Source organism: Arthrobacter sp. ov118, from assembly GCF_900116495.1.
Lineage (GTDB): Bacteria > Actinomycetota > Actinomycetes > Actinomycetales > Micrococcaceae > Arthrobacter.
In genome coordinates, this window is sequence record NZ_FPAY01000001.1 from 856,899 (window position 1) to 869,143 (window position 12,245).

Sequence of the window (12,245 nt, forward strand, 5' to 3'; positions counted from 1 at the left end):
TGGAGACTCGGCATGTCTCCCCTATGGAGACGAGCCCGCCACAGGAAGAGCCATCGATGAAGATTATCGTCCTTGTCAAGGAGGTCCCCGACACGTACGGGGACCGAAAACTGAACCTCGAAACAGGCCTTGCCGATCGAGAAGCCAGCGAGGCAGTCCTTGATGAGATCGGTGAGCGGGCCTTGGAGCTGGCACTGAAGTACGCTCACGCTAACGAGGGCACTGAGGTCGCAATCCTCTCCCTCGCTCCCGCGGGCGCAACGGCGACGATACGCAAGGGGCTTGCGATGGGCGCGGGAAGCGCGATCCATGTCTCTGACGAAGCGCTCCTGGGTGCGGATCTTGGACTGACCGCTGAAACCCTCGCCGCAGCGATCCGTCGCGTTGAGTTTGACCTGGTGATCACCGGCAATGTCTCCACCGATGGATCCGGCGGCATGATTCCCGCGATGCTTGCAGAATTGCTTGACGTGCCGCATGCTACCGGCCTCAGCGCCGTAGAGATCAGCGACGGCGCGGTGTCTGGCACCAGGGGCGTTGAATCCGGCGTGCAGAAGGTAACAGCGAACCTGCCCGCGGTGATCTCCATTACCGAGGCGCTTCCCGGGCCGCGCTTCCCAAACTTCAAGGGAATCATGGCCGCGAAGAAGAAACCCCTTGAGGTCCTTACCCTCGCGGACCTCGGGGTCACGGCAGACAACCCGGACGCGGCGCGTTCGATCATGCTGACCGTTGCGGAGAAGCCGCCGCGCGCGGCGGGCGTAAAGATCATTGACGAGGGCGACGCCGGCGAGAAGCTCGCTGAGTTCCTTATAGAAAACCGACTGGCGTAAGGAGTAACGACATGACTGAATTCGCTCGTGACGCAATCCTCGTCGTCGTGGAGACCCTGGCTTCCGGTGAGCTCGAGAAAGCGGCACCCGGGCTTGTCGGCGCTGCTGCTGCGGTTGGCACGCCAATTGCTTTGGTGCTTGCCTCACCCGGCGCCGGGAGCGCCGCCGCCGCGGAGGCCGCGCTCCTTGGTGCCGCGCACGTACTGATCGCCGAGACCCCGGATCCTTCCGCGCTCGGAGTGCCGAGCGTTGACGCGCTTGCCGCCGCTGCGGAGCAGGTGCAGCCAGACGCGGTCCTGATTTCGCATTCTGTGGATGGGCGCGACGTTGCGGGCCGTTACGCTGCCCGTTCGCGTGCAGCGATTTGTGCCGATGCAATCGGTGTGTCACGCGATGACGAGGGCGTCGTGGCACACCACTCCGTTTACGGCGGTGCTTACAATGTGACGTCAACAGCCACGTTTGGGCCACCGGTAATTACGATTCGCCAGGGCTCCATCGACGCGCGTGCCACGGCTCGGCCGCAGGTGTCGGAGACCTTGGCAGTGACGCGCTCCCAGAAGCCCGCCGCGCGGATCGACTCGTTCGAGGAGGCTGTTGCCGCTAACTCGCGGCCGGAGCTGCGTGGTGCCGCGAAGGTTGTCGCGGGTGGTCGCGGGCTTGGGTCGGAGGAACAGTTCGCCCTCGTCGGACAGCTCGCCGATACACTCGGGGCTGCCGTTGGCGCTTCGCGTGCGGCCGTGGATGCCGGCTTCATCCCGCCGTCGCATCAGGTCGGCCAGACCGGCGTTTCTGTGTCTTCACAGTTATATATCGCGCTGGGCATTTCCGGCGCGATTCAGCACCGGGCTGGCATGCAGACCGCCAAGACCATCGTGGCCATCAACAAGGATTCAGACGCGCCGATCTTCGAGATCGCCGACTTTGGTGTGGTCGGAGACGTCTTCAAGGTTGTACCCCAGCTGATTAGCGCACTTGAGGCCCGGAAGAAGTAGTGATGGCAGCTCAGTCTCGGTCTATCCGGCGGGGCCTGCCGCGCGTCGAAGGTGGTGACCCCTGGCCTCCAGCAGGCCTGGCGCCCGCACGCATTGTCACGGCAGGAACGGCAGCCCCGTCGGTGTCCGTTTCCGGAGCTGGATCAGTCACCGCCGCGCCAGCGGACGCCGTGCCCTCCGCCCCCGCTGCTGCCCAGGAAACGGCACAGGGCGGCACGGCGTTGTCCGCTCCTGCCCCTGCAGTGAGGACGGCCGCCGCGGCCGCTCGGCAGCTTCGCCGCGGCCTGCCGCGTGTGCCGGGCGGCGAGCCTTGGCCGCCAAAGGGCGAGGCTCCGGTATCAGTGGCGGCCCTGTCCCGGTCTCCTGCCGCACCCGCCGCGCCAGCGCTGGCCGCAGATGCTGCTTCTCAAGAAGCGCCGGCAGCGACGTCGCCCGCAGCTGCTCCGGCCACCGCACACGCCGCACCCGCCACGCTGACGACGGGAGCCACCTCCCTTCGACGCGGGCTTCCCCGTGTCCCCGGTGGTGAACCGTGGCCGCCGGCTGGGCTTGCTCCGGTGGCCGCTGCTGCTCCGGTCGTGCAGGCAGCGCCCGAACGCATTGTCCAGGCCCATGCCCCGTCCACCAGCGTGGTGGAGTCCGTTGCGGAGGCGGAGCCGTCGGCGACCGCGAGTGCACTCACGGTCACAGCTGCCCCAACATCGGCGGCGCCGTCCGTCCCCGCTGAAAAGCCCGTGACCCCAAAGGCCGAGGCAAGGCTCTACGGTTCGCGCACCCGGGGCCAGTGGATCAAACTCATCGTGCTCCTCGCGGCCGGCGCCGTGGCAGCCGCCGCGATTCTCGTGCTCGCCGCACGCGGTGTGACCACGCTGCCGGGCGTGCCGGAGTTCCTCGCGAGGTACCCGGGCGCTTATGACCTGCCCGATGCAACTGAGCCCGGCTTCCCGTGGTGGGCGCAGTGGACGCACTTTTTGAACATCTTCCTGATGGTGCTCATCATTCGCTCCGGCTACCAGGTGCGCACAGAGCAGAAGCCGCCGGCGTTCTGGACGCCGAAGCGCGGTGGCAAGAAGATCAGCATCAACCTGTGGCTGCACCAGTCGCTCGACATTTTGTGGCTGGTCAACGGCCTCATCTTTGTGGTGCTGCTGTTTGCCTCCGGCCGCTGGATGCGAATCGTCCCGACCAGCTGGGAGGCGTTCCCGAACGCGCTCTCCGCGCTCCTGCAGTACATGACACTCGACTGGCCCGTTGAGACAGGCTGGGTGAACTACAACAGCCTGCAGCAGCTCATGTACTTCCTCGTGGTGTTCATCGCTGCCCCGCTCGCGGCGATCACGGGTGTGCGCATGAGCGAGTTTTGGCCGAAGGACGCGAAGAGGCTGAACAAGATCTACCCGGTGGAGGTTGCGCGCGCGATTCACTTCCCGACGATGCTGTTCTTCGTGCTGTTCATTCTCATCCACGTGTTCTTGGTGTTCGCGACCGGTGCGCTGCGCAACCTGAACCACATGTTCGGCGGCACTGACGCGGTGAACTGGGTTGGGTTCTGGCTCTTCGCGGCCGCAATCGCCATCACCGCGGCCGGGTGGTACGCCGCCCGCCCGCTCATACTCGCGCCGATCGCGAAGCTGTTCGGTCAGGTGAGCACCCGCTAGGCTTCACCGCCTACACAGGGAGGATCACGGGGAGCAGATGAACTCGTAGAGCTGTCCGGCAATCTGGTAACGTTATCTATTCGTAACATTCCCCTGATTGAAATGCGTGTGTATATGCCTGTAGATTCCGCTGCCGACGACAAGCCGAAACAGTTCCTCGGATTAAGTGGCACCCAGACTATAGGTTCGGCTTTGGCCGCGGTGACCTCTGCCTTGGTGGGGTCCTTTCTGGGCGTTGCCGGGACGCTTATCGGCGCCGCACTCGGCTCTGTCGTTGCCACGGTGGGCGCCGCTCTCTATGCCCGAACACTCAGTTCGGCCGCCACTGTGGCAATGAAGAAAATCCCCCAGCGAGGCAGGGGCGGCCTGCCCGCTGACGACGGACAGGTGCTGGCCGCCAGCGCCCCGGCCGAGAGCGAACCTCGAGCCAAACGGGTCAGGAGGCAGTTCACCCGCAAGACCTGGATCAGGGTCGGGGCGGTCAGTGCTGCCGCATTCGTTATCGCGATGGTCGGTGTCACGGCGGTCGAATTCGGAACCAATCAACCCATCTCCAGCCTTGTCTCGTCGACGTCGGGCATCGACGGCGGTGCGGCCGAGCACACCACCACGCTGGGCAAAGCACTGAGCGGCAGTCCGACTGCCTCTGTCAAGACAGACGAAGCGGCAAAGAACCTCGAGCAACCGCCTGGGCAAACCCCGGAAGGCGCTCACACAGAAGGTGGTCTGACTACGGACAATAGCCCCAGTAGCGGGGACAGCGGCCCGGCCGGAACTGAAGCGCCGGGAGCCGACCAATCAACCGCCACCACGCCGGCGGACATCGCCCCCGAAACCGAACAGAGCCCGGAGCCTGTCCCCGAAACGGCACAGACCTCGGAGCCGGAGACCTCCTCGGATCCGGGATCGACCGAGCAGCCCGCACCGTGATGGCGAAGATGAGTTACCGAACGCCGAACCGACGGTATCCAACGACGGCGTCACATGCCACCCGAGCATGTGACGCCGTCGGGCGCCGGACCTAGCGAGCCGTGGCGTCCACGCTGGTGTTGGCCACCGCGTTGGTGTTGGCAACGGAGTGCGGGACCGCCACCAGGGCAACCACGGCGAGAGCGCCGGCTGCTGCGAAGATGTAGAACCCCCACGGGTAAGCGATACCGGCTGCGACCAGCCCGCCTGTCACGGCAGGTCCTGCAATTGCGCCCACGCGCCCGACACCGGCAGCGAATCCGAGTGCCGTTGCGCGCAGGCGGGCCGGGAACAACTGGCTGACCCAGGCGTAAACGAGTACTTGGGAACTGAAGACAAACACTCCCGTGACAAAGACGAGGGCGTTTAGCAGGACCGCGTTGTCAACCTTGACGCTCAAGAGGGCGAGGCAAACCGCCGAAAGACCAAACCAAAGCAACACGATGGGTTTGGTCCCGTGCCTGTCCGCCAAGACGCCAGCGACAATGAGGCCGGCAACGGCGCCAAGATTCAAGACCAGGAGCAGCGAGAGCCCTGCACTGACGGGATATCCGGCCGAAGCCATAAGCTGCGGAAGCCAGGTATTCAAACCGTATACCAGCAGCAGCCCCATGAATGACGCCGCAGCGATCGCCGTGGCGACCAGAGGGTAGGGCTTCTTGACCAGATCCCGGAAACCGGTCTGTTCCTCCGCCCTGGCAGTCCTGGCAGCCGGCAAGGTCTCCGGCAGTTTGAACCACAGGAACGGCAGGAGGACTAAACCTGAAACGCCTCCCACCAGGAACATGATGCGCCAGTCTGGAATGACTATCAATGCAAGGAAGGCCGTCGCCACCGCCCCCGCATGGTACCCGGTCATCGTGCGGGTGGTTGACTTGCCGGCTGAACCTGCCGGGGCATAGTCGTTCATGTAGGCAAGGGCGGCCGGCAGGCAAGCCCCAAGCCCGACCCCGGCCAAGAGCCGGAAAGCACCAAAGACGGCCACGTTAGGAGCCCACATCACCGCGAGGGTGAAAATCGAGAACCAGAGAACGCATGCAACCAGCAGGTTCCGGCGACCGAGACGGTCTGAGAGCGGGGCAATAAAGAGCGCCCCCAAACCGACTCCTACAAGCGAGATTGTTGCGACGAATGTAGCGCCTACTGCGTCAAAGCCAAGTTCACCCGTCTTGATCAGAGTGGGAATGACGGTGCCTAGCACCACGAGGTCAAAGCCGTCCAGGACCATTGCCAGCCAGCAAAGCCACACAGGCCATCGTGACGGGAGGGCGGAGGGAGAAGTTGTCATGGAATCCTCATTGATTAGGGAAAAAATGGAAGCGGCAGCCGCTTGAGAGTCCTGTCACAGGCAGACGTGACCTACGGCATGCTTTACCGCCAACCAGAGTACATTGACGTTCATTGGACGTACAAATGTTCGTTATACGAACAATTTAGGCGCTGCTCATTGGTTGTCGGCTGTGGCGAAGCTGCGGCGTCCGTTTGCGGTCGCGGTAGGCCTGGGATTTCGGGTCCTAGCGAAGTCGGCAGATGGCGATGAGATAAATGATCCTGTGGCCTGTCGATTCCCTCCCCGCTGGAGGCGCATGCGGGGGACTTGCCGGAGGAGACCGGGATCGGCGCCACCCGGCAGAGGGGGCTGACCGGGCCGACCTGGGGTAGCGCGAGGGTGTTTGGCGCTACGGCGAAGACCAGCTGGGTCAGGTGCTTATCCAACGCGTTGATCTGAGCGGACAGGTCAAAGACGCGGCGGCCGAGCGCGCGAAGTGCGTATTTCACGGCTTGCTCGGGTTCATGAATACGACTCAAGCCCGGGGGCAGATTGCGGGCTTGTGCTGCTTTGCCCTGCAGTGTTTTGGCGTCCAGCTTGGTTCTGCGGTCACCGGGTGCGGTGAGTAGGACGTATCGCAGCAAATACAGGCCACTACGACGCCCGGCAAAAGTCTTAGCGTCGGATATTCCACTTTTTTACAAGAGTCCCTGGATAGTGCTTGCCGGAGCATACGTCCGCTCCGGCAAGCACTATCCGTGAAAGTTAGTTTTCGAGATCGTCGGGGTCGAACTCGCTCAGCGGAGACCCGCCGAAGTTCGACTCGTCGTCGCTGCCGTCCGCTTCCTCACCTGTTGGCACTTCCCCGAAGTCCACGTCGGCAGCTGCCTCATCGATGGTCGGCACGTCCGTCGTTCCGTACGTTTCATCGCGCAGGCTCTGTTCACTAAGGAAGTCCTCTTCCTCTCCGGAAACGGCCTCCTCTTGCAGCAACGGATCCTCCTGCCACCGGTCCGGGTTGTTTTCAGCGGCCCCGGGATAGCTATCCGGCTCTCCCGAAACAGGGTCGAGCTCCAAGGATGAAGCTGCGCCTGGGGTCTCGTCCAGCAGGATGTCGTCGTCCTGGACAACCTCAAGTTCTTCGTCCGGAAAATTCTCTTCGCTCATGGTCACGCCTTTCTGATGATCAGCTCTGCCAACTCACCAAGCATATGGATGAAAACCACAGCCCGCACACCTCGCAGGAATACAGCATGCCGGTCCCCAGCTTGTTAGCAATGTCAACGTGGCCGGGACAGAAGTAGGGCGCACGATTGCGGACGTTATTTGATTGCCAAGGCGACCATCTGGCCCCTCCGTAGGCATAGGCTAATAAAGAACGTCCCAACCACGCCGGGGAGCTCGTCATGGACACTGAAACCGCCGATGTCATCGACCATGATGTCACCACCATCACCTGCGTATGCGGCAACACTGTCGGCCAAAACGGATTGATTCAGTGCAACTCACAAGGCATTCCCGTTCACAGCGGAGGGAACACCCCTATCCCCGCCGGGCTGGCCAAATGGCCGGAGGATGAGGACCTCCACACCCTATGTCCGTCATGCGGCCGCGTGTATCGTGACACGATCATCGAAGAGACAGGGACCGCACCCGTTGCTTTCCGGGTCGACGTCACCGCTGGCCGAATTGCAGAGGCAATCCGAGTCCATTGGGGTCTCAACACCTAGGGCCGGCCCTCATATGCCTGGTTCTTCTTCCTCCGCCAGCCTGATCATGCGCAGTTCGTCCTCCACCGCGTGGGAAGGCCAATAGTCCTTTGCCAGCTCGCTTGCCCGAATTTTGTCTGCCGCCGGCACGAGCTTGCTGAGCAGCCCGGCAGCCTGAAGCAGGGCGATCAGCGCTGTGGTCCTGCCATCAGGCGTCCCGGCATCGGTCCCCGTCGAATCAGGCGTCCCGGCATCGGATGGGGCTGCGCTGAGGGCGGCTTGGATCTTTTTCAGGAGCGCCGCCGCCGGAGCGTGGTCCTTCTCCGGGTACCGCACGGTCCGGAACAGACCCAGGTGTCTTTCGCCGACATGTTCCACGATGCCCAGTGCCGCCAACCCCTCATAGACACGCTGCACCTCGGCGCGGCCCTCCAGCATGGAGACCCACCGCTTGGGAGTGTGGGGCCGAGATTTGCCACGGATGAGCTCGAGCTCGTGCTGGAAATCCGTCTGCGGGGCGGTTCCGGTAGCCCTGACGCGCTTGCCCTGCAGCCCGATTGCACCGATCAGGTCCAGCTCGGCCAATATTGCCCCTGCCAAAGTGGTCCTGAGTGCGTACATCGGCACCTCGGGTGTGCCGTCTTGGTCGTTCGTTGCGAGAAGGAGGAAGGCCTGGGGAAGGTTCAGCTCCGCCACCATCGGCATTTCAGCGTTCATACGAACATGGTGTCGCGGTTGAGCAGTCGCCACAATGAGGTTCTACAAGCGTCCATGTCCGCGTCTACGTGGCCCTGCCGCTGGCGAACCGCTTCCAAAAGCTTGTGGCCCGAGTGAGCGGACGACGGCGGGACCTCCCGCCGTCGTCCGCTCACATCGTGGTTTTTAGGCCCAGCGGAGGACGAGCGGATCATGCCGTTTCGCCAGTTCGACGAGTTGCGAACGCGTGTCGGGGTGGAGTTCCCCTATCGGCGCCCTAGTCTTGTCGCTGCCGATGATGTTGCCCTCCTTCATCAGCACTTTTGTCGCCCGGAGCCCGCACTGGCGGTTTTCGAAGTGGATGAACGGGAGCAGTTCTTCCCACTGTCGGACTGCTTTGTCTCGTTCGCCGGAGTGGAAATCCCTGACAATCTGGCCTAGCTCATCCGGAACCATGCAGCTGCTCATCGTCCCTTGGGCTCCGGCCTCCAGGTCGGGGATGAGGGTGATCGCTTCCTCGCCGTCGAAAGGGCCGGGCAGGTCATTACCCGTTGCCGCTATAAGAGCACGCAGCTTGTCCGCTGCCTGTGCTGTTTCTATCTTGGCGTACTTGATCTGGGGTATCTCCCGGGCCAGGCGTGCCAGCAGCGGTACGGATAGCGCCGTGGGGCTCATCGGTGCATCCTGAATCATGATGTCGATTTCCACGCCATCCGACACGCGCCGAAAGTATTCCAGAACCGCCTCGTCGTCGACCTTCATGGTGGCACCGAAGAAGGGCGGCATGAGCATGACCAGCGAGGCGCCCAATTCTTGGGCACGGAGGCTTCGGTCACGGGCGATACGGGAACTGAAATGGCTGGTCGTGACGCATACCGGGAGTCTGCCGGCGGCCTGTTCCAGGGTCGCCGTCAGGACGAGCTCGCGCTCTTCGTCCGTCAGGGAAAACTGTTCGGAGTAGTTGGCGAGAATGCAGACGGCGTCGGAGCCGCCGTCCACCAGGTAGTCCACCACCCGGCGCTGGCCTTCGAGGTCCAGTTCCTCCTCGTCAGTGAATATGGTGGGCGCTACTGGCATTACGCCCTTGATGACGCTCATAGTGTGGTGTTTTCCTTGCTCTTAAGTGTCATGTCAGGACTTGGCCAGCGCGGGCGCCAGCTCCGTCTCGTAGTCTTCGGCGTCAACGTCGCGGCCGTGCGGATCCCATTTGTTGACGAGGATGACCACGATGGCAATTGCCGGGACGACGGCGAGGACGAGCAGCGCCCGGGTGCCCCACGCCGCGGTGGCGAGCGGCCAGAATACGAGTCCGGCAACGGCTCCGAGGCGGATACCGATCTGCGTGAAGCCGGTTCCGGCGCCACGCAACGACGTCGGGTAGGACATCGTGGCCATCGTCATGCCTTGGGCGCCGGGTCCGGCAGCGTGGCAGAAGATGAGCAGGCCAATGACGATCGCACCGACCCAGGACCAGATTCCCTCGACGTTGCTCAGGTTGCCGGCGATGACCATGCAAAGGAAGGTGCCGCAGAATCCGTACAGCGACAGTTTGCGGGGTCCGATCTTGCCGGACAGCTTGGCTCCCAGGAAGCCACCGGTCACACCGAAGCAAAGGTTGAGGATGAGGGACGAAATGATGTTCGTCATGACGTTCTGGGTGTGCAGCATGGCCAGCACAATCTGCCCGACGAAGAAGCCCACGGCGTAGTACTCCATGGCCTGGCCCGCGTTGATGACACCGGCGAGGACCGTGCGCGCGCGGTACTTCCTGCTGACGAGCTTGCCCCACGCCTCGGTCAGCGTCATTTTGAACTGATTGCGCTCGGCGCGGGGGTCCACGGCGTCCGGAGCAACTTCGGCGTCCACGCCGTAGGTTTTCTTGAGGATCTTTGCGGCCTCGTGGAGGCCGAGGTTCTGCGCGGCCCAGGAGGGCGATTCCGCCATGTACTTCTGGCGGAAAATCATGATCAGGATGGCTGGTACGGCGCCGAAGCCGACGACGATCCGCCACATGTGGTTTTCGCCCCAGTTCATGGACTGGAACAGGAAGTACACGGGGATCAGCAACGCAAAGGTCGAGGCGACAGCCACGTACCACATGGGCTGCCACAGGGAGACCGTGCCGCCCTTCTTCTTGTTCGACGCGTATTCCGCGAGGAAGCTGAAGGCCACCGGGAAGTCGACCCCGATGCCCACGCCCATGATGAAGCGGGCGATGATGAGGGTCCAGACGTCCGGGGCCAGGGCGCAGGCGATGGCGGCCACGACGAAGAACACCATGTCAGCCATGAAGACCTTGAACCGGCCGAGCCTGTCAACAAAGTATCCGCCGACGACGGATCCGAGCAGCGCACCCACCATGATCGATGCGGAGACGACGGCGAGCATGCCGGGGGTCAGCTGGAAGTCCTTGGCGATGTAGGGCATGCCGAACGCGAGGGACGTGAAGTCGTAAGCGTCCAGGAAGATGCCGCCCAGCGCGATCAGGGTGATGGCGAAGGACTTACCTGTGCGCAGTTGACCGCTGTTGATCAGTGCTGTCACATCTTGGGCGGAGCGCAGGATGACTTTTTTACCCGCCTGTACGGGAGAAACCGGACCGTCTGTCATTGACGTATTCCTTTCGTGGACACACTGCTTTGTGTGTTCTAAATTTCGAACGTTGATCGAAGTGACGGCTAAACCGCAGCCCGGGTCATAGTGACTGGGATCACCTGGAAGTCTAAGGATGTTGACCGAAGTCCGTCAAGGAGCCGGAAAAGCGCCGGAAAAACTAGGGCAACTTAACCAAGGACCTCAGCCCTGTTGCCACTTGCGCGGTTCCAGCTTTAGGACGCTAAACTAAATTTCGAACAACGAAGGAGTTGCACCGAATGGACGATCGTCAAATACCCAAATGGTCTGAACTGCGCGAGCTACTGCAGTTCCGCAAGCTGGAACTGGACCCGGTCGAGCGCAGGCTCGCCCAGGCCTTCACGATTGCTGACCTCCGCGACGGTGCCAGAAAAACCACGCCGCGCGCCGTTTTCAACTACACGGACGGAGCGGCCGAAGAGGAGATCACGATCGCCCGCTGCCGCCAGGCTTTCCGGGATATCGAGTTCGTGCCCTCGGTTCTTCGCGACGTATCGAGCCCTGATCCGACAACCGAGATTTTCGCCCGACAGTTGGCCTTCCCGCTGGTACTCGCGCCGACGGGTTACACCCGCATGATGCACAATGACGGCGAGAAGGCCGTGGCCAGGGTGGCTGCCCGGTACAACGTGCCGTACACCCTGTCCACCGTGGGGACCACAACCGTGGAGGACCTTGCAGAAGCCGCACCCGACGGGAACAACTGGTTTCAGCTCTATGTGGCAAAAGACCGGGCGAAAACAGTTGAACTTATCGATCGGGTCATCACAAGCGGCTACAAGGTGCTCATGGTGACCGTTGACACCCAAGTCGGCGGCTCACGGGTGCGGGAACTCCGCGATGGACTCACCATTCCGCCGGCACTTTCCGTCAAAACCTTTGCCGACATGGCTACCCACCCCAGCTGGTGGTTCGACAAGCTGACCACCCCGCCGATCGAGTTTGCATCGCTCCGCGGCTTTTCTGGCAACTCTGCGGAAGTCGCGGATCAGATCTTCGACCCGGGACTCACCTTTGAGGACATCGCGTGGCTTCGCACAGTGTGGCCCCACAAACTCCTGGTCAAAGGCATCCAGAGCGTGGCCGACGCCGAGCGTGTCGTGGAGCTCGGCTGCGACGGCGTCGTGCTCTCCAACCACGGGGGCCGTCAGCTGGACCGCTCACCGACGGTACTGCGGATTCTTCCCGTCGTCCGCGAGCGCCTCGGCTCCGATCCTGTCGTGCTGATCGACAGCGGCGTGATGTCCGGAAGCGACATCCTGGCGGCCGTCGGCCTGGGCGCCGACGCGGCAATGGTCGGCCGGGCGTACCTGTACGGCCTGATGGCCGGAGGCGAACGAGGAGTGTCCCGCGCCCTGGAGATCCTTCGCGGCCAGTACGTCAGGTCCATGCAGTTGCTGGGTGTAAAGACGACCGCTGGCGTGACCCGGGAACATGTCTCGTTTGTGGACTAACGCCGGTGCCGCGCACCGGCGTCGCGG

At 62.9% G+C, this 12,245-nt stretch carries 11 protein-coding genes; 6 read left to right on the forward strand and 5 right to left on the reverse strand.

The window, feature by feature from the left end; genetic code table 11:
• Window positions 1-56: 56 nt before the first annotated feature.
• The 4 genes from BM372_RS04000 (at window position 57) to BM372_RS04015 (ending at window position 4,416) form a co-directional block, all read left to right on the forward strand.
• Window positions 57-833: an electron transfer flavoprotein subunit beta/FixA family protein gene (locus BM372_RS04000; RefSeq protein ID WP_090952125.1), complete on the forward strand. Its 777-nt coding sequence runs from the start codon at window positions 57-59 to the stop codon at window positions 831-833.
• Between the two features lie 11 nt (window positions 834-844).
• Window positions 845-1,828: an electron transfer flavoprotein subunit alpha/FixB family protein gene (locus BM372_RS04005; protein WP_090952128.1), complete on the forward strand. Its 984-nt coding sequence runs from the start codon at window positions 845-847 to the stop codon at window positions 1,826-1,828.
• Window positions 1,829-2,562: 734 nt separating this feature from the next.
• Window positions 2,563-3,486, forward strand: coding sequence for a cytochrome b/b6 domain-containing protein (locus tag BM372_RS21215; RefSeq protein ID WP_371261695.1), 924 nt, complete (start codon window positions 2,563-2,565; stop codon window positions 3,484-3,486).
• A 114-nt stretch (window positions 3,487-3,600) separates the two neighbouring features.
• Complete coding sequence (locus BM372_RS04015) at window positions 3,601-4,416, forward strand: hypothetical protein (protein WP_143111423.1); 816 nt, start codon at window positions 3,601-3,603, stop codon at window positions 4,414-4,416.
• Between the two features lie 91 nt (window positions 4,417-4,507).
• Here BM372_RS04015 and BM372_RS04020 read toward each other — a convergent pair whose 3' ends face one another.
• Entirely contained in the window at window positions 4,508-5,743 is a 1,236-nt protein-coding gene (locus tag BM372_RS04020) for an MFS transporter (protein WP_090952137.1), read from the reverse strand.
• Window positions 5,744-6,490: 747 nt separating this feature from the next.
• Complete coding sequence (locus BM372_RS04030; RefSeq protein ID WP_090952141.1) at window positions 6,491-6,892, reverse strand: hypothetical protein; 402 nt, start codon at window positions 6,890-6,892, stop codon at window positions 6,491-6,493.
• Between the two features lie 239 nt (window positions 6,893-7,131).
• On the opposite strand from BM372_RS04030, the gene BM372_RS04035 reads away from it, so the two are divergent.
• Complete coding sequence (locus BM372_RS04035; protein ID WP_090952146.1) at window positions 7,132-7,455, forward strand: hypothetical protein; 324 nt, start codon at window positions 7,132-7,134, stop codon at window positions 7,453-7,455.
• A 9-nt stretch (window positions 7,456-7,464) separates the two neighbouring features.
• Here the strand turns inward: BM372_RS04035 and BM372_RS04040 are convergent, their stop codons facing one another.
• The 3 genes from BM372_RS04040 to BM372_RS04050 form a co-directional block, all read right to left on the reverse strand.
• On the reverse strand, window positions 7,465-8,151 hold the full coding sequence (locus tag BM372_RS04040) for a GOLPH3/VPS74 family protein (protein WP_090952148.1): 687 nt from the start codon (window positions 8,149-8,151) through the stop codon (window positions 7,465-7,467).
• Window positions 8,152-8,316: 165 nt separating this feature from the next.
• A complete protein-coding gene (locus BM372_RS04045; RefSeq protein ID WP_090952151.1) occupies window positions 8,317-9,228 on the reverse strand; it encodes a dihydrodipicolinate synthase family protein in 912 nt (303 codons plus the stop codon).
• 33 nt (window positions 9,229-9,261) lie between these two features.
• Window positions 9,262-10,740, reverse strand: a complete 1,479-nt coding sequence (locus BM372_RS04050; protein WP_090952154.1) for an MFS transporter — start codon at window positions 10,738-10,740, stop codon at window positions 9,262-9,264.
• Between the two features lie 263 nt (window positions 10,741-11,003).
• Between BM372_RS04050 and BM372_RS04055 the strand changes: the two genes are divergently transcribed.
• Window positions 11,004-12,218 (forward strand): alpha-hydroxy acid oxidase, encoded by a 1,215-nt coding sequence (locus BM372_RS04055; RefSeq protein WP_090952160.1) that lies wholly within the window; start codon window positions 11,004-11,006, stop codon window positions 12,216-12,218.
• The last annotated feature ends 27 nt before the right edge of the window (window positions 12,219-12,245 follow it).